24 protein-coding genes are annotated in these 20,273 nt (G+C 44.0%); 6 read left to right on the top strand and 18 right to left on the bottom strand.

Annotation, left to right across the window (positions count from 1 at the left end; genetic code table 11):
• Positions 1-10: 10 nt before the first annotated feature.
• From FTU19_RS01780 to FTU19_RS01770, 3 genes are read left to right on the top strand one after another with little or no spacing between them, the layout of a single operon-like run.
• The gene (locus FTU19_RS01780) at positions 11-760 is read left to right on the top strand and encodes a TonB-dependent receptor (RefSeq protein WP_180010912.1); all 750 of its coding nucleotides are present in this window, start codon (positions 11-13) and stop codon (positions 758-760) included.
• A gap of 25 nt (positions 761-785) precedes the next feature.
• Positions 786-1,409, top strand: coding sequence for a MotA/TolQ/ExbB proton channel family protein (locus FTU19_RS01775; RefSeq protein WP_004781903.1), 624 nt, complete (start codon positions 786-788; stop codon positions 1,407-1,409).
• Positions 1,409-1,813 carry a biopolymer transporter ExbD gene (locus FTU19_RS01770; protein WP_159123616.1) on the top strand — a complete coding sequence of 135 codons (405 nt, stop codon included), beginning with the start codon at positions 1,409-1,411 and terminating at the stop codon, positions 1,811-1,813. Before FTU19_RS01775 ends, FTU19_RS01770 begins: the two co-directional genes overlap by 1 nt.
• An 87-nt stretch (positions 1,814-1,900) precedes the next feature.
• Here the strand turns inward: FTU19_RS01770 and msrA are convergent, their stop codons facing one another.
• The 6 genes from msrA to FTU19_RS01740 form a co-directional block, all read right to left on the bottom strand.
• Positions 1,901-2,425: a peptide-methionine (S)-S-oxide reductase MsrA gene (msrA, locus tag FTU19_RS01765; RefSeq protein WP_004781907.1), complete on the bottom strand. Its 525-nt coding sequence runs from the start codon at positions 2,423-2,425 to the stop codon at positions 1,901-1,903.
• Positions 2,426-2,523: 98 nt separating this feature from the next.
• Positions 2,524-2,985, bottom strand: a complete 462-nt coding sequence (locus FTU19_RS01760; protein WP_004781908.1) for an META domain-containing protein — start codon at positions 2,983-2,985, stop codon at positions 2,524-2,526.
• 103 nt (positions 2,986-3,088) lie between these two features.
• Positions 3,089-4,135, bottom strand: coding sequence for a DUF4105 domain-containing protein (locus FTU19_RS01755; protein WP_180010910.1), 1,047 nt, complete (start codon positions 4,133-4,135; stop codon positions 3,089-3,091).
• A 26-nt stretch (positions 4,136-4,161) separates the two neighbouring features.
• Positions 4,162-4,674, bottom strand: coding sequence for a trimethoprim-resistant dihydrofolate reductase DfrA40 (gene dfrA40, locus FTU19_RS01750; protein WP_179993111.1), 513 nt, complete (start codon positions 4,672-4,674; stop codon positions 4,162-4,164).
• A 98-nt stretch (positions 4,675-4,772) separates the two neighbouring features.
• A complete protein-coding gene (gene thyA / locus FTU19_RS01745; RefSeq protein WP_180010908.1) occupies positions 4,773-5,615 on the bottom strand; it encodes a thymidylate synthase in 843 nt (280 codons plus the stop codon).
• A gap of 170 nt (positions 5,616-5,785) precedes the next feature.
• Complete coding sequence (locus FTU19_RS01740; protein ID WP_179992413.1) at positions 5,786-6,277, bottom strand: lipocalin family protein; 492 nt, start codon at positions 6,275-6,277, stop codon at positions 5,786-5,788.
• A gap of 388 nt (positions 6,278-6,665) precedes the next feature.
• Between FTU19_RS01740 and FTU19_RS01735 the strand changes: the two genes are divergently transcribed.
• Entirely contained in the window at positions 6,666-7,211 is a 546-nt protein-coding gene (locus FTU19_RS01735) for a CHAP domain-containing protein (protein ID WP_179992412.1), read from the top strand.
• A 49-nt stretch (positions 7,212-7,260) separates the two neighbouring features.
• Here FTU19_RS01735 and FTU19_RS01730 read toward each other — a convergent pair whose 3' ends face one another.
• The 3 genes from FTU19_RS01730 to lgt all read right to left on the bottom strand — a co-directional run bounded on the left by FTU19_RS01730 (position 7,261) and on the right by lgt (position 8,934).
• The gene (locus FTU19_RS01730; protein WP_179992411.1) at positions 7,261-7,647 is read right to left on the bottom strand and encodes a hypothetical protein; all 387 of its coding nucleotides are present in this window, start codon (positions 7,645-7,647) and stop codon (positions 7,261-7,263) included.
• Complete coding sequence (locus FTU19_RS01725; protein WP_159123610.1) at positions 7,640-8,032, bottom strand: hypothetical protein; 393 nt, start codon at positions 8,030-8,032, stop codon at positions 7,640-7,642. The genes FTU19_RS01730 and FTU19_RS01725 overlap by 8 nt, the downstream gene beginning before the upstream one ends.
• An 89-nt stretch (positions 8,033-8,121) precedes the next feature.
• A complete protein-coding gene (gene lgt / locus FTU19_RS01720) occupies positions 8,122-8,934 on the bottom strand; it encodes a prolipoprotein diacylglyceryl transferase (RefSeq protein WP_159123609.1) in 813 nt (270 codons plus the stop codon).
• 93 nt (positions 8,935-9,027) lie between these two features.
• Between lgt and FTU19_RS01715 the strand changes: the two genes are divergently transcribed.
• Positions 9,028-9,819 (top strand): NRDE family protein, encoded by a 792-nt coding sequence (locus FTU19_RS01715; protein WP_180010902.1) that lies wholly within the window; start codon positions 9,028-9,030, stop codon positions 9,817-9,819.
• A 34-nt stretch (positions 9,820-9,853) separates the two neighbouring features.
• Here FTU19_RS01715 and FTU19_RS01710 read toward each other — a convergent pair whose 3' ends face one another.
• The 4 genes from FTU19_RS01710 to FTU19_RS01695 form a co-directional block, all read right to left on the bottom strand.
• Positions 9,854-12,082, bottom strand: coding sequence for a PhoX family phosphatase (locus FTU19_RS01710; RefSeq protein WP_159123607.1), 2,229 nt, complete (start codon positions 12,080-12,082; stop codon positions 9,854-9,856).
• 187 nt (positions 12,083-12,269) lie between these two features.
• On the bottom strand, positions 12,270-13,049 hold the full coding sequence (gene tatC / locus FTU19_RS01705; protein ID WP_179992407.1) for a twin-arginine translocase subunit TatC: 780 nt from the start codon (positions 13,047-13,049) through the stop codon (positions 12,270-12,272).
• On the bottom strand, positions 13,046-13,468 hold the full coding sequence (tatB, locus tag FTU19_RS01700) for a Sec-independent protein translocase protein TatB (protein WP_179992406.1): 423 nt from the start codon (positions 13,466-13,468) through the stop codon (positions 13,046-13,048). Before tatB ends, tatC begins: the two co-directional genes overlap by 4 nt.
• A gap of 9 nt (positions 13,469-13,477) precedes the next feature.
• The gene (locus FTU19_RS01695) at positions 13,478-13,696 is read right to left on the bottom strand and encodes a Sec-independent protein translocase subunit TatA (protein ID WP_159123604.1); all 219 of its coding nucleotides are present in this window, start codon (positions 13,694-13,696) and stop codon (positions 13,478-13,480) included.
• Between the two features lie 186 nt (positions 13,697-13,882).
• Here FTU19_RS01695 and FTU19_RS01690 point away from each other — a divergent pair, with 186 nt between their 5' ends.
• The gene (locus tag FTU19_RS01690; protein WP_159123603.1) at positions 13,883-14,764 is read left to right on the top strand and encodes a permease; all 882 of its coding nucleotides are present in this window, start codon (positions 13,883-13,885) and stop codon (positions 14,762-14,764) included.
• A 166-nt stretch (positions 14,765-14,930) separates the two neighbouring features.
• On the opposite strand, the gene rdgB is transcribed toward FTU19_RS01690, so the two are convergent.
• The 5 genes from rdgB to leuA form a co-directional block, all read right to left on the bottom strand.
• On the bottom strand, positions 14,931-15,557 hold the full coding sequence (rdgB, locus tag FTU19_RS01685; RefSeq protein WP_180129982.1) for an RdgB/HAM1 family non-canonical purine NTP pyrophosphatase: 627 nt from the start codon (positions 15,555-15,557) through the stop codon (positions 14,931-14,933).
• A gap of 103 nt (positions 15,558-15,660) precedes the next feature.
• Entirely contained in the window at positions 15,661-16,251 is a 591-nt protein-coding gene (locus tag FTU19_RS01680; RefSeq protein WP_166136288.1) for a tetratricopeptide repeat protein, read from the bottom strand.
• Positions 16,248-16,841: a methionine biosynthesis protein MetW gene (metW, locus tag FTU19_RS01675; RefSeq protein ID WP_004781976.1), complete on the bottom strand. Its 594-nt coding sequence runs from the start codon at positions 16,839-16,841 to the stop codon at positions 16,248-16,250. The genes FTU19_RS01680 and metW overlap by 4 nt, the downstream gene beginning before the upstream one ends.
• Positions 16,841-18,001 (bottom strand): homoserine O-acetyltransferase, encoded by a 1,161-nt coding sequence (locus tag FTU19_RS01670; RefSeq protein WP_034704397.1) that lies wholly within the window; start codon positions 17,999-18,001, stop codon positions 16,841-16,843. Before FTU19_RS01670 ends, metW begins: the two co-directional genes overlap by 1 nt.
• 112 nt (positions 18,002-18,113) lie before the next feature.
• Positions 18,114-19,811 carry a 2-isopropylmalate synthase gene (gene leuA, locus FTU19_RS01665; RefSeq protein ID WP_034704399.1) on the bottom strand — a complete coding sequence of 566 codons (1,698 nt, stop codon included), beginning with the start codon at positions 19,809-19,811 and terminating at the stop codon, positions 18,114-18,116.
• Positions 19,812-20,273: the final 462 nt, after the last annotated feature.

Genomic DNA, 20,273 nt, shown 5'->3' with positions numbered 1-20,273 from the left:
AATAGATTTAATGAGTCAAGTTGCTGCTCCCATGACACCACCACCGTCAAATCAGATGAAAAAGAAAGTCGTTTCTATTCTGGCGGCGGTTCTGGTTGGACACGTGGGTCTTTTATGGGCAGTCAGCCAGATGGAAGCACCTGAACTGAAACAGGTCGATAAAGAACCTTTAAAGGTTCGTTTTGTCAAACTTCAGGAAGCCCCAAAACCTTTACCACCCAAGCCAAAGCCGCCAGAGCCTAAACAAGAGCCACCAAAGCCGAAAGAAGTTAAAATTGTAGAAAAACCGCTGCCACCGCCACCCAAAAAAGTAGAAAAAATTGAGCAGGTGAAAAAAGCAGAAACGCCTAAACCTGTTACTGCACCGCCAGTTGAGGCCAAACCGGCACCAAGTCCAGTGGTTCCTGCGGTCGTGACTGAAACTAAAAAAGTGGCACCTGCGCCTGCACCGGTTGCGCCACCAGCACCGCCAGCACCGAAAAGTGTTGCAATTGGCGGCGGCGTATCGTGGCAGCGTGCACCAAAAGTGTCGCTCTCGGCAGGAGAGTTAAAATCAGCCTGTTCGCTAGTGGTAGATGTATCTGCAAATGAGCAGGGGAAAGTGGTCTCTGCGACCGCACGAAATTCAAGTTGTAGTCCGGCCGTTACGCGCAAAGTCGAATCAGCAGTACGTCGTGCACAACTGACCAAATATGTTGAAAATGGTGTGGCTTATCCAACCCGTGTGGAACAGCCTTTCGATTTTCAGATTACCAAATAACGGCTAACCCATTAGGAGTTCGAATATGAACTTTTCAGTTTATTGGCAACACGCTGATGCAGTCAGTAAAACACTGTATTTCGTGTTATTGGCAATGTCGATTGCGACATGGACCATTTTTGTGCTGCGTTTGATGGGCACTCGCCAACTTAAACAGATTGCCTATGCTCAATTATCTAAAGCATTAGGGCAATTGAAAAATAAAATGACTCCTTTGGCATTTGAACAACGTAAAGCTGTAGCTGAGCAGGCTTTATTGCGTCAGATCGCATTAGAAAAAGGTAATGCAGAAAAAGGTGTATCTGTCTTGGGTACCATCGCTTCAATTTCACCCTTTGTAGGTCTGTTCGGTACAGTATGGGGGATCTTCCACGCACTGGTTGCCGTGGGTAAGAGTGGTCAGGCAGGTCTGGCACAAGTAGCCACTCCAGTGGGTGAAGCGCTGATCATGACCGGTCTGGGTTTGGCTGTGGCGATTCCTGCGGTACTTGCATATAACATCTGTGTACGTGTTAACCGTACTTTAAGCAATGAACTGCAAGACCATGCGCATAGCTTATTGATTGACACCATGTTGCAACAGGATTCTTCTGCAAAGAAGGCTGATGCAAAAGTAGCACAAGACAGTTTAGTTGGAGGTCAAGCTTAATGGCTTTTCAATTGGGTGAAGACAACGATACAGGCATGAATGAGATGAATCTCATTCCCCTGATCGACATTATGTTGGTATTGATGATCATCTTTCTGGTGACAGCGACCGTTGCGAACCCATCAATTCCATTAACCTTGCCGCAAACCACTGCAGAAATTATTGACCTGCCACCGGAAAATGTCACCATCAGCATCAATGCGAAAGGTGATGTAGCATGGAACGGCGATGTGCTGACCTTGGAACAACTTGAAACCCGTTTCAATGAGGCGAGCCAGGCACAGCGTCAACCGACCATCGTATTGAAAGCAGATAAAGAATCACGTTATGACACCGTTGCTCAAGTGATGTCACGCGCGAGTGGAGCCGGACTCAGCGATATTGCCTTTGCAACCGATAATTAATTTTTTGCTCTCAATAAAAAAGCGACTGAGATCAGTCGCTTTTTTATTGCCTTAATTTAAGAGGGCATTCAATTCAGCAGAACCAGTTTAATGGGTTTTAAGCAGCGTCATAAACTTATGTTGTAATTTGTTCAGCTTGGGCGGAATCGCGAAATTACAGTAGCCCTGATTCGGATTCTTGGCAAAGAAATTCTGGTGATATTCTTCAGCAGGGTAGAAAGTCGGTGCAGGGCTAAGTTCAGTCACAATATTCAATCCTTCAGCTTTCAATGAGTCTATTGTGAGCTGTGCAGTTTCTTTCTGCTCATCATTAAAATAATAAATCACAGAACGATACTGCGTGCCGACATCATTGCCCTGACGGTTTAATGTCGTTGGATCATGGGTTGCGAAAAAGACTTCGAGCAACTGACTATACGTAATCTGATTTTCATCGAAATCGATCAGGATCACTTCGGCATGATTGGTATCACCGCCGCAGACTTGCTCATAGGTCGGATTAGGATTTTGTCCACCCGCATAGCCGCTGACGACCTTCTGTACGCCCTGAAGCTGTAAAAATACTGCTTCGGTACACCAAAAGCATCCACCACCAAATAGTGCTTGTTGCATGGTTAAGTCCTCATCATTGTAGAGTGCTGATTATTGAATGTTCATATGAGTATGAAAGATATAAAGCCTGCACGACACAGGTTTTTTGTAGTCAAAACTTAGCGAGGCTGTACTGCACTTTCTAACTGAATGAGTAAATTGCCATGACGGTCCATTAATTTCAGGGTTTTACCATAGACCTGATAATGAGTCACTTTGCTCAGTGCCTCCTTAAATTTCTGATCCAGACCTGCATTATCCAGACAAGCCATTTCGGTACTCGCCATCTGGCTTAAGTTAAGGGTGTCTTTGCCGGCAGTGTAGCTGCCCATTATACGGTTACAGCCATCTGCGCCAGACACGCGTTGAGTCGCTGCATCGAATTGCAGACTTGGAATATTGCGTGTTGTCGGTGTTGTAGTAATTTCGGTATTACCAATCTGGTTCACAATCCAGGTGCGATTTTGCAGGAGCTGTAAATTATTTTCAGTTTTGACTGATGAAGTACTCGGTACGGTTTCACAACCTGATATAGCAAAGACTGAACCTAAAATCATGATTGCTGTTAATTTTTTTAGCATGAGAGAGACTCTAATTCTGAGTTAGCTATTTGTATATAAACAAAAAAATGCAATATATGCCAGTTGATTTTGTATCTTTCTTTAAGTTGGATAGCTTAGAAAATTATCTGGAACTCGGCTCAGGTAGGCCCTGACGCAGGCGTTGTGAATACTCCTGACTGGAAATCTGACCGGTATCTCTAACTCGTGGATTAACGTGTGCACGCTGATACCAGGTTTGTATATCCCAGCGTTGATCTAGCGCTTTTAAATCATATAAATAATCAGGTAAATACCCAGAAGCCAGCAAGCGGTAATCTGAAGGAAGCTGTTGTTGAGATACTGCCTGAGCCATATCAAAGACCAGCGTCGTGCAGTTACTGCTCAAGGTGTTATACCATTTAGGTTCTTTGGCCAGTTCATCAGCCTTACGCAGATATTCTTTAAATAGGGCCTGAGCTTCTGCTTGCGGCATTTTGACCGGAAAAAAGTAAACCTGCTCACCACGAATATTGCTACGCGTATATACAATATCTTTCTCATCTGAGGCGACCAAACTCAGTTCATATTTTCGGAAGAAGCCACCAATAGCAGAAAATTTCTCATCCTTTTCTTTGCGAATTTCGATCGAGAAGGCGAGCGGTTTCTGATTGGCAAAATCAAAACTGACCAGCGTATGGGCAATTTTAGGTCCCATCCAGTAAGAGGTAATAATGTTTACTCCGGTAATTTCATTCAGATCAAAACTCCGGCTTTCCCACCGTTCGGTATATTGCCCCTCTGCTTGCCAGTCAAAATTACGGATATTGTGCAAGGTGACTTGATTGCCTTGCTGCTCATAGGAGAGCAGTCGGGAAACTTCAGGATTCCAGTCACGATCCTGACGAGGTTCTATGCTTAAATAAGCCAGTAAGCTGACCAGAAAGGCCAGCAAATAAAGCACTGTATCCACCTGGCGGGAAATCAGATGCTTGGTGAAATAAATGCCCAAGACCACACAGGCAAATAGAAGCCAGAGACCGATCAGAATGATGCTGCCAATTTTACCCAAGGGTTGTTGCACCCAGAGCATCAGGCTCAGCCAAAGACTTGAACACAGGACAAATACACTAAACAGACTCCCTAATAACCACAGGCTCCAATGCTTTTCTGAATGGTCTTGTCCTTGCATGTTCAATCTTTTATAGAAAATAGGCTTTATTTTCTGTATGTTGCGAACTCAAATGCAATACCGGTTTTGTCATCGATATGTTGTTCTGATGCAACTTTTTTGAACTGGGCCGGAATTTCCGGATAGTAGGCGTGACCTTGCACATCCAGTTCAACATGGGTCAGTTCCAGACGATCAGCGATCTCCAGAGTCTGTTTAAAGATTTCACCACCGCCAATAATAAAAATAGCATTCGGTTTTTCTGAAGTCTGCACATCGGCCACGGCTTGAGTCAGGGCATCTTCAATCGTATGCGCGACTTTGACGCCTTCAAAAGACCAGTCAGGATCGCGGGTAATCACCCAGTTCACACGTTTAGGCAGCGCACGGCCCATCGACTCAAGCGTTTTACGGCCCATGACAATCACGCCACCCTGGGTAATTTCCTTAAAGTGCTTGAGATCTGCTGAGATATGCCAAGGCAGATCATTGTCTTTACCAATACAGCGCTGCTGATCCATTGCCACGACATGAACGACTTCTAAATCCTGAAATGCCATACCCATACTCAAAAACAGATAAAAATTATTGCTATTAAAATGCAAAATCCCACTTTAAGCAAAGTGGGATTTGAATATTTTCCGGGGCTTAACCAGAATTAAACTGCAACTGGTGCTTTAATTCCTGGATGTGATTCATAACCGACAATTTCAATATCTTCGAATTTGAAATCAAACAGGTCTTTAACTTCAGGATTCAGTTTCAACTGGCACAGGCCTAAAGGCTCACGACTGAGTTGAAGTTTGGCCTGTTCAAAATGATTGGCATATAAATGCGTATCACCGCCCGTCCAGACAAAATCACCGACATCCAGATCACACACCTGTGCAATCATATGAGTCAATAGGGCATAGCTGGCTATATTAAATGGAACGCCAAGGAAAACGTCAGCACTGCGTTGATAAAGCTGGCAAGACAATTTGCCATTATGTACAAAGAACTGGAACAGGGTATGGCAAGGCGGTAAAGCCACCTGACTCGCTTCATTTGGATTCCAGCCAGACACAATCAGACGGCGTGAATTAGGATTGGTCTTGATCTCATTGATCAGCCATTTGATCTGGTCAAAACCATCCTGATTGTAGCTGCCATCCGTATTTTGAGTAGCACCAAAATTACGCCACTGATGGCCGTAGACTGGACCGAGTTCACCTTCTGGACGACCAAAACGCGCGGTCTGTTCCGCAGTTGCCCATTCATCCCAGATGGTCACTTTATTATCCTGAAGATACTTTACATGGGTATCGCCTTTCAGGAACCACAGCAGTTCAATCACGATCGAACGGAAATGAACTTTTTTAGTGGTGAGTAAAGGGAAGCCCTTGGAAAGATCAAAGCGCATCTGATGACCAAATACCGAGCGTGTACCTGTGCCGGTACGGTCGCCTTTATCGCCGCCGTTGTCGAGGATATGTTGTAAAAGGTCAAGATATTGGCGCATAGGTCTCTCTTAAAATCTGTTGCAAATTGCTTTTCTTTGAATTGGGCAATTTAAAATTGCGCTCATCATAACATTTTTTTGAGCACTTCCGCATAGCAGTGAAAATGATTAAACATAAGAGAAAAGGGCATAAAAAAGCATCCATGATGGATGCTTTTTTATCATCTTTTTTAAGCTGTTGGCTTACCGGTATGTACCGTATGGATCAGATCAGACAGGTCATAACCCAGAGATTTAGCATAGGCCAGATATTCCTGTTTGGTTGCTTCATCCAGTGTCGGCTTACGATGCAGGAGCCATAGATATTTCATGTTTGGCTCACCAACCAATGCAGTTTCATAATTGTCATCCAGTTTGAGAATCCAGTAATCCCCTTTGGTAAAAGGTACCCAGCGCAAACCTTCAGGCAAGAAACTGACCTCCAGTTTCCCATGCTCAGCATCCACAATGGTGGCTTCCCCAATAGATTCATCCAGTTTGCCCGCACCATCCAGACAACGGTTCTGGACGCGGACTGTGCCATTTTCATTCAGGCTGTAGGCTGCGGAAATATCAGTACTGTCTTCAGGTTGGTGTTTCATAGGCAGACGGGCAATTTCGTACCAGATCCCTAAATATTGTTCTAAATTGAAATTTGAAATAGTCTTTACATCATGACTCATATTTTTCTTCCTCATCATCTCAATTTAAATTTACTAAATCAGTCTAATACGAGAGTTGTTAGCCGGAATGATGTAATCCTGTAGTGAAATGTTGACTTTATTATCGTGAGTAAAATTACAGATTTAGTCAGAAAGGCGCTCAAATATTGATTTAGAAATAGTCTGAGCAGAACTGCCAATTAATTTGAAAAGTAGTGAATTTATAACTTTTTTGTGAAAATTGTAAATTTTATAAATCTAAAAGAAATAACAAGTTAAGTAAAATTAAACAAATGCGGAAAAATATATTTACATTTTTAACGTGAAAAGTAACATTTAACCGTCTAGTATTCACCGCGTGTTGAAGATTTGAAAGCCAAACTTACAGGCGAGGAGTACTTGGTCCAATATGATTTATGATCATCAAGTGAATATGAGCGAAGTGCATGCTCCTGTTCAAGCGAACGTCATAATTCGTTCCCAATCGGGACAAAATTCCAAACGTCAGCCTCAGCGCTATACCTCTGTGTCAGCTCGTAACAAAAGCTCTGAATCTCGCAAGACTTTCGGTGCAATGAACGGCCAGCGTTTCGATATTGAAAAATTCACCAGCTACCTGCAAGGCATTACCCGCAGTACTAGTACACAGAAATGTGCACGCAGTATTCGCGTCGGTTTGCAGTCTTCAGGCGCAAAAATTGTGAATCATCCTGTTGCCGCAGCTGACTGGGGCAATACCCTCCAGCAATTAGGCTATCGAAAAATCAACCTGTCTTTTGACCGTCCGAAAAAAGGTGATATCTACATTATCGACCGGACTTCACAGCATCAGTATGGTCATATTGCAGCATATTCTGGTTCGGCCTGGGTTTCTGATTTTAAACAGAATGGCTATGCGGTCTATCGTAATTCCGATGTGAAATATACGTATTACCGTCTAGATTCATATCTTTAAATCAGACGCTGAAAATTTCAGAACTTAAAAATGAAAGTCGCGAAATGGTTCAATCTTCGAAGCGTTTCGCACGTTTATTATAAATCGACAAGATAAACAGTCCAATCGCCACAAAACCCAAGCATTGTAGACCTAGCGCTATAGTTTCCCAGATCTCACCCGTTTTAGGTAAATAACCGATCAGGCTAATTACTACCACAATCGGAATCGCTGTTGTTAAAGCACGAAAACCTTCGGCATAAGGATTTTTAGGAGCAAGCTTTAATCTGAATTCACGCAAGACGTGCATCAGCATTCCAATCGCCAGACTGATTCCAACAAATATCGAACCCAGTTTCGTTACAGTCGATGCTATGTAAATTACGATACATACCGCAATAATAATGATGAGCTTGAGCTGACGGTTGCAGCGTTCGGAGTACCAGAACTCAAGCATGTGGGGAACCTGAATCCGACTTGTTCTGATTAAGCAAAGACAGGGGCGAAAACAGGCAGATCGCCAAAGCCATAAAGGCAATTCCCTGAGCGCCTGGCAGCAAGATTTCACCCTGTTTCATGTTCATAAAAATCAGGCTGATTAATAAGGCAATCGGAATCCAGGTCAGGACACGATAGAACAGACCAGTCGGATTTTTTGCTGCGAAATGAATTTTGCAGTAACGACAAATCAGGAAAATAATTCCAGTACCAGCAAACATCAGGATGGCATCTAAAGGCAAAGGTTCCATCCAGTACAGACCTACGGCAATTGCAGCAATCACAACAAAGAACAGCAGTTTTTTCAGGAGCGACACCTGCGGATTGAACCAGAACTCAAGCATGATGATGTATGAACAGAAAAGATAAAAAGCACTTTAGCATATTTTAAATATAAAAAAGCGAGGCAGAGGCCTCGCAATATTTAGGAAAATTATCCGTTATTTTTCTGTGGACCCCAGTCATAAATTTTCTTCTGATAAGCGTACCACAACATCCACAGACCAATCAGGATCATTGGCAGGCTCAGGAATTGTCCTTTACTCATCCAACCAATAAATAGCTGACCATTATCCGGTTCACGGAAGAACTCGACGATAAAACGGGCTAGACCATAGCCGGTCAGGAATACCGCAGAAACTGCCATACGTGGACGTGGCTTGCTACTAAACCACCACAGTACGATAAACAGAATCAAGCCTTCACAGAGCGCCTGATACAGTTGTGAGGGATGACGTACCAGCTGCAGCGGATCGGTTGGGAAAATCATGCCCAAGGCAAAATTTGGATCAGTGACTTGACGACCATAGAGTTCACCACCAATAAAGTTACCAATTCGGCCAAACATCAGGCCTGTCGGAACGCAGGGCGCAATAAAGTCCAGTGTCTGGAACCAGGCCATCTTATATTTCTTGCACCACCACAACATGGCCAGGATTACGCCGAGGAAGCCGCCGTGGAAACTCATCCCACCGGTCCAGATCTGGAACAGCCAGAGTGGATTTTCCAAAAACTGAGAAAAACCGTAGAATAAAACGTAACCGACCCGGCCGCCGATGATCACACCCAAAGCCCCAAAGAAAATCAGATCCGAGACCATATCTGGTGTCCAGCCGCGTTGTTTAGCGCGATAAGTCGCCAGTCCCCAGGCAAATAAAAAAGCCAAGAGATACATCAGTCCATACCAGTGGACTTGCAAAGGCCCGAGCGAAATTGCAACGGGATCTATGTTTGGATAGGTGAGCATTCCTGTTCCTTGTGATTCTGTTTTGCACAGATTTTAGCTGAAAGCGAAGAAAATTGTTGTACATTCAATGTGTAAAGATCGAGAGCATCAATTATGTGTATTGTGGCACTGGCTTGGCGAGTTCTGGATGAAACGCCTTTATGTCTGATTTCAAATCGTGATGAGTTCTATCAACGTCCAACACAGGCATTATATGAATGGGAGAACAGTCCGATTATTGCCGGGCAGGATCTGCAGTCTGGTGGTACCTGGATGGGTATAACTGCTTCAGGACGATGGGCAGTGATTACCAATTTCAGGGATGGTAATGACAAGAATAACTACCCAACTTCACGTGGACATATCATTCAGCATTTTCTGGAATCTGAATTGAAACCTATCCGGTTTGCTCAAGAGTTGGAAAAACGTCAATGTGATTATGCGGGCTTTAACCTGTTTGTCGGTGATCGTGATCAAGCCGTCTATATGAGTAATCGTGGTGAGGCGCCACAAGTACTGGCACATGGGGTATATGTAGTCTCAAATGGCCTAATGAGCGAAGACTGGCAAAAGACCAGGCATTTGCGCAAGCGCTTTACTCAGGAATTTTTACCGATGCTGCAACAACAGGCAGTTTCGGAAGCTGATCTGTCTTATGCCGTGTGGGATATTCTGGAAGATGAACGTAAAGTGATTCCTGAACTGTTACCTGAAACAGGGATTTCGGTGGAAATGGAACATCTGCTGTCTTCGACATTTATTCAAAGCCCAGCCTATGGCACCCGCTGTTCTAATTTTTTGAGAATGACCAATGATAAATGGTGCTGGCTAGAAAAATCACAGCAGGGTGAAAATGTAGGACAGGTGATTGAAAAAATTATTCCATTGGACAAAAAACAAGGCTGACATAGGTCAGCCTTGTTTTGAAGTTGCTTGAGAATTAAGCTTGAGTCGTTTCTAAGGCTTCACCTGCAATGATTCCCCCATCTTTACGGGTAATAACCACTGTAGCCGAACGAGGGCGAGAGCCTTTGCCTGTACTGATTAAATTTGCAGGCTGGTTTGATGGCCAAGTACCACCCGGATGCTGAACATTCACAAAAATTGCTTTGTAGTCTGGTGTCATGGTCACACCCGTAATTTCACAATCTGCTGGACCGACCAAGAAACGACGTAACTTGGAGTCATCTAGTTGAGTGCCAAGTGGTGTTTTCTGAGTACCGGCACCTGCAGTAGCTGTAGCTACACTACCATCACCAATTTGACCTGGTAAAGCAGCCAGCATCATACAGTTCGTGGTATCTGTATAAGCACCATCATCGGTTTGAATCCACAGTACGCCACGTGGATCGAACCACATGCCATCTGGACTAGAGAAGTCATTGTCATCGGTCAAGCCTGACAGGTTAACCCCAGGAATCGAATCTGCTTCTGCACCAAACAGGAAAATATCCCAAGTGAAGCCAGTCGAGCTGACATCATCCTGATCTTCACGGAAGCGGATGATATGGCCGTTGATGTTACCGCGCAAGCGATTAGTCGTATCATCATCGTCCGAGTACTGACGTGGGTTGGCTGCATCAATGGCATGGCCGGTACCGCGTTGCGAGTTATTGGTTAAAGTTACATAAACTTCACCATTTTCAGGATTTACGGCAACCCATTCTGGACGGTCCATTTTGGTCGCGCCCGCTGCATCGGCAGCTAGACGTGCATGTACCAAGATATCGGCCTGATCTTTAAACTGATACTTTTCATAACTAGTAATTTTCGGGTTATTCATGGACAGTTCAAGCCATTCACCACGCGCTTCACCCGTAGCTTCATTAAAATCAAACTTGGCGACATAGAACTTACCGTGGTCCATGTATTTATCACCAGCTGCATAGCCACCATTGATATCACTTGGATTCCAATTGGTTGCTGATACAAACTTATAGATGTATTCACCCTGAGAGTCATCACCCATATAGAATGCAAGTGGCTTACCTTCAATCGCACGGCTAACACGGCAATCTTCATGCGCAAAACGACCCAATGCGGTACGTTTTACTGGGCGACTGCGGTTATCGAATGGATCAATTTCCACGATCCAGCCAAAGGTATTGATTGTATTTCGATAATCTTCTTGAGCTGTGTTCGCTAAAGCAGCAGTGTTCCAACGGCTGAACATATCTACAGATGAAAGTGTTGGAGTTGTAATACTCTGCCAGTTATAACCACTTGCCTTATTGCTCACTTTATAGCGAGAGATGGCATGTTCAGTCATGGCGTCACGTACATCCCCAGCATCATCTTCTGTTTGACGCGCGATGTACTGATTAAAATTTTCTTCAGTGGTGAGGTAAGTACCCCACGGAGTATAACCATTACCACAATTATTAATCGTACCGCGTGTGATCAAGCCAGTTGGGCTAAATGCTGTCTGTACCAAGGCATGGTTTTTTACAGGGCCTCTAAATTCGATTTCACTTGCTGCAGTAATACGACGGTTAAATGGTGAGTCCAGATTCACACTAACAGCTTGAGTGACTGGGTCTTTTTTCAAATGAACAATTGAAACACCATGCGCGTATATTTCACGAAGCGCTTCATCTTCAGTAATATCTTTTGGATCAAAAGCATTGCCGCGAGGGTGTAGATCACCACGTTGCAAATATTCATGGTTCATGACCAACAGACCTTGATCAGATACTGTTGCATCATAATTTTGCTTAGCGGCATTCATACCGAAAAAGGTCATGCCGTCATGGTTATCACCAACACGACGCTCATATGAAATACCACTTGGAATATTGTTTTCATCCCAAACTGGCAGGCTTGAATTCAGAGGATCGCCTACAGCGTGCAAGATTTTGAAATCGTAGCCTTCAGGCACCGAAAATTGTTCTAAAGTATTTTTCTCGACTGCCTTAAATTTTAGCGAGCTTGGTTTCGCTGTTAAATCTGGTTCAGTTGATGGTGGAGTAGGATTGTCTGAGTTATTTGGTTCATCATCGTCATCACTACAACCGGTTAAAGAAGCTGCTAAAGTTAAGGCAACTGCACCACCAGCTGTTTTTTTGATCAATTCACGGCGGTTAATATTTTTTTGCAAAAGTTGAGTGAACTCTGCATTCCCCGAATTGTTGCTGTCATAATCATCATTAAAATCTAAATAATCTGTCATTTTTTCTGATCCTGGTGAAAGGCTTGCTTTTCATTAAGTCAGAAATAAATTAGACCTAAAGTATGACAAAATGGTTAAGTCTATATTTCAATAAAATTAAATAAATCAATATATTGGTGTAAATGTAAACAAAAAGACAGCCAAGGCTGCCTGAGTGAAATACATTCTTTTTGTTTTTGGGTTCTTGTTATTGTTGATCGGTTAAACGGCGTTTTTCGATCAGTTTTCCTGCCAGTAAACCCAGTTCAAACAGTAACCACATGGGGATGGCCAACATGATCATCGACAAGGCATCGGGTGGAGTCACGAACATAGCTACAAAGAAACAGCCAACGATAATAAAGCGGCGTTTTTCGACCAGCGTCTGGGTTGAAACCACTCCAATCAAGATCAGAACCAAGGTAATAATCGGGATTTCAAAGGTAAAACCAAAGACCAGAAACAGCTTTAAACAGAAGCTGAGATAACTGTTGATGTCGGTCATTGGGGCTACGGTTTCAGGCGAAACACTGATAAAAAAATGCAGAATCGAGGGCAATGTTACAAAGTATGCAAAGCTGATGCCAGTATAAAACAGCACGATACTGCCGATCAGAAGTGGTAAAGCCAGACTCTTTTCTTTGGCATACAGCGCCGGCTTAATAAAGGTCCAGAGCTGGTACAAGATGAACGGCATCGCGATCATCAGTGCCACAAAAAAGTTCAGCTTAAACGGTGCCATGAAGGTTGCCGTCACATCAGTGGCAATCATGGTCGAGCTTGCGGGTAGCTGTGCACGCAGCGGTTCAGACAGCCACTGGTAAGTCTGATTGGCAAAGGGTAATAAACAGAAAAACAGGCCAATCAGGACAGCAACTACTTTAAACAGATGCTTTCTTAATACCACCAAATGCTGGGTAATTGGCATCTCTTCAAGATTTACCACTGCAGCATCATTTGAGGCTGGTGTGGTCGGTAAGGATGTCATACAGCCACCTTCATTTCTGTATAGCGTTGTTCGGAAATCGCAGCTTGTGTTATTGCCGGTTTAGGTAGATACACAGGGGATACAGGCTCTACGATCGGCTGATAGCTGACCGATACCTGAACAGGCTGAGGCTTTGCTTTTGATTTCTCAGTTGCGATCGGCTGCTGTAAATCTGCCATTTGTGCCTGCATCTTGGCTTCGAGTTGCTGAATCCGCTGCATTTCAGCCTGCATTTGTTCGCGTAGCTCAGACAGACGTAATTCACGATCAAGATCATTCTGAACATTGCTCACCATACGCTTGATCTTGCCGTACCATGTTCCGACAAAACGTACTGCCTCAGGAAGTTTCTCTGGCCCAAGGACTAAAAGCGCAATAATCCCGAAAATCAGCAGCTCGGTCATTCCGATATTGAGCATAGCGAACTCTTAACTCTTGATCGAGGTTTCAGGGGTTTTGACTTGTGCCTCGATGATGCGTGGCTCTGCTAACTTGGCCTGTTCAGCTTCTTCATCTTTGACCGATTTTTTAAAGTCTTTAATTGCGCCGCCAACATCTTTACCCAGATTTTTCAGTTTCGATGTGCCAAACAATAAAATCACCACAATTGCAAAAATCAGCACATGCCAAATTGATAATCCTGCCATTATTTTATCCTCCATATTTCATGCACCTATCTCAGCAGGCTTGTATGACAATGCAGTGACGCTTTAATGACAGTTTGCCGACACAGCATCAGTGCGATGAATAGCTCATATCAAAAAATCTACGATTCGATTAAAACCATGCTGTGCTAGCATATGGCCTGATATAGAAATCCCAGCAGTACTGTCATGGCCTTGATTCTTCCGCTCCTGTCTTTTCTGACCGGTTATTGGGGCGTGCAATATTTAAAACCGATTCGGCCTTTCTTGGCGGCTTTACTGGCCCGGGTCCTGATTCCGGTGCTGATTATTTACAACATGGTGTTCTACCAGGAAGGCAGTTTGTGGCTGATCAGCTTTAGCTTCTTTTGTTCCTGCCTGTTTTTTGCCGTATTTTATTGCATCCTTAAAAATAAACTGCGTGCCTTATGTCTGAGCTATTTAAATGGTGCATGGCTGGGGATTCCTTTTGCCTTGGCCGTTTTTGGTCCACAAGCGACCAGTACCGTGGTGGCGCTGTACATTGGTGGTTCTTTGTTTGGCAATGTCTGTGCAGTCATGGCAGTCAGTGAAGCCAGACAAGACGCGCGTTATATTTTAAAAAATGTGTTGCTCTCACCGCCAGTGGTGGCTTTGTCGATGGCAGCTTTATTGTCATTTTGGGATTTGAGTCACTGGCAACAAGTGGCTTGGGTAGAGATGCTGTATCAAGCCAATAAAGTGCTGGTGACTTTTAGTGGCATGTGTGTGCTAGGAATGTGGCTAAGCAATGTACGGATCAGCCGCTTCGATTTAATGCGCAGTCTACAACTAATTTTTAGTCGGGGATTGTTTGCGGTGTTACTGTGTGGTGCAGCTTATTTTTATTTGCCGATTCCACAGTTTACTCTAACGTATGCCGTCATGCTGATGTTCTTTTTATTACCGCCAGCAGCCAATATTGTGGCACTGGAAACCCATTATCAGGGCACAGGTTATTCAGCGAAATATATTGCCTCAGGAACGATTGCGAGTGCAATTTTGATTGGGGTGTATGGGATGGTGGTACATGCGGTGGTGCCAACGTTATGAAAGTTCCCTCTCCTTGTAGGAGAGGGTTAGGGAGAGGTAATTTACTATTTAAATCCCTCCCAACCTCCCTTTGAAAAAGGGAGGGGCTCCTTCTCCCCAAGGGTGAGGAAATGGCCTCCCTCTAACTCCCTCCTAAAAGGAGGGAGGACTCCTTTAGGAATTAGATTTATTTTTCCAAACTCGCCTTAAACAGTTTCATCGCCTGACCACGATGGCTGATTTTATTTTTTTCTTCCTTGCTCATTTCCGCACTCGCAATACCCAGTTCAGGTAACCAGAACAGCGGATCATAGCCAAAGCCATTTTCACCACGGGCTGCTTCCAAGATCTCACCTTTCCAGATGCCCTGGAAGATTTGTGGTAATGGGTCTTCGGCATGTTGAACTAAGGCCAGTACACACACAAACATGCCTTCAATCGGTTCACCGTCTTTACGCAGTGGTTTCAGGTCGGCCAGTAATTTTTCGTTGTTCGCTGCATCATCACCATGTTCACCCGCATAACGTGCAGAGTAAATTCCAGGTGCACCGTCCAGAACTGGTACACAAATCCCTGAATCATCAGCAATCGCAGGTTTGCCAGAAATACGTGAGGCATGACGTGCCTTGATAATGGCATTTTCAACAAAGCTCAAACCATCTTCAATTGCGTCTTCAATATTCAGCTTACCTTGAGGAATAACTTCAACTGGAAGTTTGAGTTCTGCAAACATCTTTTCAAATTCTGCAATCTTGCCTTTATTATTACTTGCCAGTACCAGTGTGCCTTGGGATAACCAGTCAGTTGAAGCCATATCAATTACTCATCTTTCAAATTACATATATGTAGTGTAGCAACTTGCTGCAGTTTTTAGGCCATAAAAAAAGCACCCGAAGGCGCTCTTTTGCAGATCCAGCTTATTGTGCCTGAATCCAACGGTCTGCACGATCACGTGCTTGACGGATCTGTTCCTGGGTCAAGTTGGCTGCCAATGCAGTTTTTTTGCCTTCAGATAAAGTAATCACTTTATTGTCCAGCATGCCGTCACGGGTAGAGAGTTCATACCACTGATAAGCACCCATATAGTTTTTCTTTTTCTCTTCCATCATCGCCAGGTTAAAGCTGGCACGATTATCACCGCGGCTGGCTGCTTTTTCAAAGTACTGGCGAGCCAGTGTTTCATCTTTCTTGGTGCCAATACCATCTGCCAGCATACGGCCAACATTCAATTGAGCAACTGCCAGACCTTGATCTGCTGCTGCTTTATACCAGGCAAAAGCCTGACGTTCATCTTTCTGAATGTCTTTACCATACTGGTATTTGGTTGCTAAATAAAATTGTGCACCAGGCTGACCTGCTTTAGCCGCTTTAGTCAGACTATGAATGTCCATTACTGAATATTGCGCTGCTTGGCTGGCCACAGAAGGCGTTGGTGCAACGTAATCGGCATGGGCCTGCATGCCAAAAAGTCCAGCCAGTAGCGTCGTACTTAATAATAATTTTTTCATAGAGCGCTCACTCGATAAATTGCGACTTCACCAAACAGATTTGGGAGATGTTTGCTGAGCAAACTATCTTCTTGATTCCCATTCACAGCGAGTCGATTAATAATTTTTATGTTGTTTTCCGCGCATAATGCTTCAAAGTCACGGAAGGTACATAGGTGAATGTTCGGGGTGTTATACCACATATAGGGTAAGGCTTCCGAAACCGGCATTTTCCCTTTTAATGCCAAGAAAGAACGAGTCTTCCAGTGCGCAAAGTTTGGAAAGGTAATAATGGCCTGTTTCCCTACACGCACCATGTCACGCAATAATACGTCTGGTGCATCTACAGCTTGCAAAGCCTGTGCCATCACCACATAGTCAAAAGACTGGTCAGCAAAACGGCTTAAACCGAGGTTTAAGTCCTGCTGGATGATATTTAACCCGCGACTGATCGCAATTGCAATCTTTTCTTGATCAATTTCTAATCCATATGCACGAATATTGTGCTTTTTGCTCATATGGGCCAGCAGTTCGCCATCACCACAACCGAGGTCGAGGATACGTGAACCGGGCTTGATCCATTTCTCAGCAAGTTGTTGGTCAATACGCATTACACAGCCTCCTTCGGTGTTGATCGCAGATGTTCTTCACCGCCTAGAAAGGCGCGCAAGGATTTTACATACAGGGGAATCGGGAACAGGAAGGAGTCATGGCCTTGTTCAGCATCAATATCGACATAGCTGACCGGCTTATGATTGGTAATGAGGGCATCCACGATTTCAACAGAACGTGAAGGCGAGAAACGCCAATCGGTCGTGAAAGAAACTACCAGGAACTTACATTTGGTTTGTGCCATCGCTTTGACCAGTGACTGCTGATATTCACGTGAAGGATCAAAGTAGTCCAGTGCCTTGGTCATGATCAGGTAAGTGTTGGCATCAAAGTTACGGCTAAACTGTTCACCCTGGTAACGCAGATAGCTTTCGACCTGGAATTCTACATCGAAGCCATACATGAATTTGCCAGATTTTAAATCACGGCCAAATTTCTGCTTCATGGCTTCTTCAGACAGATAGGTAATATGACCGACCATACGTGCCAGAATCAGGCCACGTTTTGGATAGCTGTCATTTTCTAGATAACGGCCATGATGGAAGTCCGGATCTGACAGAATCGACTGACGCGCGACTTCGTTAAAGGCAATATTTTGTGCAGACAGTTTTGGTGCGCTGGCAATAATCACACATTTTTGCAGACGGTCCGGATAATCTACCGACCATTGCAAGGCCTGCATGCCCCCGAGTGAGCCGCCAATGATGGAATACCACACATCAATCCCCAGACGGTCAGACAGCATCGCCTGTGTTTTTACCCAGTCACGCACAGTGACTAGCGGAAAGTCTGGACCATATGGACGGTTATCATTTTCGGGATTAGGAGAGGTAGGACCAGTAGAACCATTACAACCGCCGATATTATTCAGCGCCACCACAAAGAATTTATTGGTATCGATTGCCTTGCCCGGGCCAATACAGGCATCCCACCAGCCTGGTTTTTTGTCATCTTCATGATGATAACCGGCAGCATGGTGATGGCCAGACAGGGCATGGCAGATCAAAATGGCATTGGACTTATCGGCATTCAGTTCGCCATAAGTTTCTACCATCAGTTCAAAACGTGGGAGGATGCGACCGCATTCAAGCTCTAACGGCTGTTCGAATTGGAACTTTTGTGGGACAACAAGGCCCACTGAGTCAGCTGGAAAAGACACGGGAATGATTCGCCTTAAATCTTTAGTATGAATAAATAAAAGGATACCATTTGCAGGTATCCTTCTAAAGTCTTTTTAATGCTATGAATTATTGCTAATTCAAATACCGGATTTAGACGGCAGCAGCAATCACCTGTTCAGTGCTTAACACATCCTGATCGATCAGACGGTTGGTACATGCAATAATTGCTTCAATCGAAGAGGTCACGATGTTGTCATGCACGCCCGCACCAAAGGCAGATTTACCTGTGCCTTTTACTTGAAGTTCAACCAATGCCAAGGCTTTGGCATGTGCACCTGAACTGATGCTACGTTCTTCATAGTTCAAGACATCAATCGGCAATTGTAATGCATCCAAGATCGCAGAGATCGGACCGTTACCTTCACCACGCAAGTGCTGAGTTTCACCATTGACTTCAATATCCAACTCAATCACCTGATTGCCATTTTCATCTGACAATTTGTAGTTTTTGGCAGAGTAATGAGCATCTTTCGCGGCAACATACGTCTCTTTGAACAAGCTCCAGATCGCTTGTGCGGAAATCTCAGTACCATCTTCATCGGTTTTTTGCTGTACGATTTGCGAGAATTCGATCTGTAAACGACGTGGCAAGGTCACGTTGTAGTTCGATTCTAACAAGTAAGCGATACCACCTTTACCAGACTGTGAGTTCACGCGAATGACAGCGTCATAGTCACGGCCCAAGTCTTTCGGATCGATCGGCAAGTACGGCATATCCCAGATTTCTTCGTTTTTCTGGAATTCGAAACCTTTTTTGATGGCATCCTGGTGTGAACCAGAGAATGCTGTGAACACCAAGTCACCCGCATATGGATGACGTGGGTGGACTGGCAAGCCCGTACATTCTTCAACAGTCGCAATGATTTCGTTGATATTCGAGAAATCCAAGTTTGGTGCAACACCCTGGGTATACATGTTCAAGGCAATTGCCGCTACGTCCACGTTACCGGTACGCTCACCATTACCGAATACACAACCTTCAACACGGTCAGCACCGGCCATAATTGCTAATTCAGACGCTGCGATCCCACAGCCACGGTCATTATGGCAGTGAACTGAAATGATCACGCCGTCACGACGCTCGATGTTACGGTGCATCCATTCCACCTGATCGGCATATACGTTTGGTGTAGAGACTTCGACAGTGGCTGGCAAGTTCAAGATCACTTTGTTTTCTGGAGATGCTTCCCAGATTTCAGTCACAGCGTCGCAGACATCTTTGGCAACTTCTAATTCAGTTGCAGAGAAACATTCAGGACTGTACTGGAAGACAAATTCAGTTTCAGGCTGTTTTGCTGCGTATTCTTTCACTTTTTGCGCTGCATTTATCGCTAACTGTTTTGCACCTTCAACGTCTACGTTCAACACTTTTTGACGGAAGGTTGGAGAGTTAGAGTTGTAGATATGCACGATTGCGCGTTTCGCACCTTGTAAAGATTCAAAAGTACGTGCAATTAAATGGTCACGTGCCTGAACCAATACTTCGATGTAGACGTCATCCGGAATATGACCTTCTTCAATCAATTTACGAGTGAAGTCGAAATCAATTTGAGAGGCAGACGGGAAGCCGATTTCAATATGTTTGAAACCGATTTTTACCAACATCTGGAACATTTTGAACTTCTGCTCGATGTTCATTGGCTCGAAGATCGCCTGGTTACCATCACGCAGGTCAGTACTCATCCAGATTGGCGCTTTAGTAATTTCATTATTTGGCCATTGACGGTCTGGTAAGTCCACACGTTGATACATGCGACGGTATTTTTTACTTGGATCAGCCAACATCATGAGAGAGCTCCTTAGGTAGCCTGGCATACTCGCTTGGTGTAGCAGTTGCTCGGTCTACAGCATAGATTTTGTCTATATATTCGTTTACATGCAGGTGAGGATAAATTAGATCAATCCTGTATTTTTTAAGTTTTGATCATCAGGATCAACCAGACACCTGCATGGTGAACCTATAATTAAATTTTAGTCCAGAAAACGTGAAAAGTTTTTGCTTTTTCTATGGATTTTAGTCGTATCTTAAAAAAGATTTTCTTATAAAGTTATTAATTGGAAAAATATTTTTATAATCTATTTTAATTTTGTTGGATTTTCCTGTAATTAAGCGATAAGGCTAAAATATTTCTTTATATAATAGCTTTGTTGGAAGTTCTTAAGCAATGCATACATGAAATCTTTCATATCAAAAAATAAAGGCTAGTTTGATGAATCCAGACTAGCCCTTAATATCATGAAGATTGCTCA

Source organism: Acinetobacter sp. YH12072 (genome assembly GCF_013419565.1).
In the GTDB taxonomy this organism is placed as follows: domain Bacteria; phylum Pseudomonadota; class Gammaproteobacteria; order Pseudomonadales; family Moraxellaceae; genus Acinetobacter.
This window is presented reverse-complemented; position numbering and strand designations above follow the sequence as displayed.

What these genes read in the sequence shown, in the direction of transcription:
- FTU19_RS01780 (WP_180010912.1), top strand. Translation starts at nt 11, where the DNA reads ATGAGTCAAGTTGCTGCTCCCATGACACCACCACCGTCAAATCAGATG.
- rdgB (WP_180129982.1), bottom strand. Translation starts at nt 15,557, where the DNA reads ATGGCTTCAACTGACTGGTTATCCCAAGGCACACTGGTACTGGCAAGT.
- FTU19_RS01770 (WP_159123616.1), top strand. Translation starts at nt 1,409, where the DNA reads ATGGCTTTTCAATTGGGTGAAGACAACGATACAGGCATGAATGAGATG.
- FTU19_RS01760 (WP_004781908.1), bottom strand. Translation starts at nt 2,985, where the DNA reads ATGCTAAAAAAATTAACAGCAATCATGATTTTAGGTTCAGTCTTTGCT.
- metW (WP_004781976.1), bottom strand. Translation starts at nt 16,841, where the DNA reads ATGCGTATTGACCAACAACTTGCTGAGAAATGGATCAAGCCCGGTTCA.
- FTU19_RS01730 (WP_179992411.1), bottom strand. Translation starts at nt 7,647, where the DNA reads ATGCTTGAGTTCTGGTACTCCGAACGCTGCAACCGTCAGCTCAAGCTC.
- FTU19_RS01740 (WP_179992413.1), bottom strand. Translation starts at nt 6,277, where the DNA reads ATGAGTCATGATGTAAAGACTATTTCAAATTTCAATTTAGAACAATAT.
- FTU19_RS01690 (WP_159123603.1), top strand. Translation starts at nt 13,883, where the DNA reads ATGGCCTTGATTCTTCCGCTCCTGTCTTTTCTGACCGGTTATTGGGGC.
- FTU19_RS01695 (WP_159123604.1), bottom strand. Translation starts at nt 13,696, where the DNA reads ATGGCAGGATTATCAATTTGGCATGTGCTGATTTTTGCAATTGTGGTG.
- FTU19_RS01735 (WP_179992412.1), top strand. Translation starts at nt 6,666, where the DNA reads ATGATTTATGATCATCAAGTGAATATGAGCGAAGTGCATGCTCCTGTT.
- thyA (WP_180010908.1), bottom strand. Translation starts at nt 5,615, where the DNA reads ATGCGCCAATATCTTGACCTTTTACAACATATCCTCGACAACGGCGGC.
- FTU19_RS01755 (WP_180010910.1), bottom strand. Translation starts at nt 4,135, where the DNA reads ATGCAAGGACAAGACCATTCAGAAAAGCATTGGAGCCTGTGGTTATTA.
- FTU19_RS01710 (WP_159123607.1), bottom strand. Translation starts at nt 12,082, where the DNA reads ATGACAGATTATTTAGATTTTAATGATGATTATGACAGCAACAATTCG.
- dfrA40 (WP_179993111.1), bottom strand. Translation starts at nt 4,674, where the DNA reads ATGGCATTTCAGGATTTAGAAGTCGTTCATGTCGTGGCAATGGATCAG.
- lgt (WP_159123609.1), bottom strand. Translation starts at nt 8,934, where the DNA reads ATGCTCACCTATCCAAACATAGATCCCGTTGCAATTTCGCTCGGGCCT.
- FTU19_RS01715 (WP_180010902.1), top strand. Translation starts at nt 9,028, where the DNA reads ATGTGTATTGTGGCACTGGCTTGGCGAGTTCTGGATGAAACGCCTTTA.
- FTU19_RS01775 (WP_004781903.1), top strand. Translation starts at nt 786, where the DNA reads ATGAACTTTTCAGTTTATTGGCAACACGCTGATGCAGTCAGTAAAACA.
- leuA (WP_034704399.1), bottom strand. Translation starts at nt 19,811, where the DNA reads ATGATGTTGGCTGATCCAAGTAAAAAATACCGTCGCATGTATCAACGT.
- FTU19_RS01725 (WP_159123610.1), bottom strand. Translation starts at nt 8,032, where the DNA reads ATGCTTGAGTTCTGGTTCAATCCGCAGGTGTCGCTCCTGAAAAAACTG.
- msrA (WP_004781907.1), bottom strand. Translation starts at nt 2,425, where the DNA reads ATGCAACAAGCACTATTTGGTGGTGGATGCTTTTGGTGTACCGAAGCA.
- tatB (WP_179992406.1), bottom strand. Translation starts at nt 13,468, where the DNA reads ATGCTCAATATCGGAATGACCGAGCTGCTGATTTTCGGGATTATTGCG.
- tatC (WP_179992407.1), bottom strand. Translation starts at nt 13,049, where the DNA reads ATGACATCCTTACCGACCACACCAGCCTCAAATGATGCTGCAGTGGTA.
- FTU19_RS01680 (WP_166136288.1), bottom strand. Translation starts at nt 16,251, where the DNA reads ATGAAAAAATTATTATTAAGTACGACGCTACTGGCTGGACTTTTTGGC.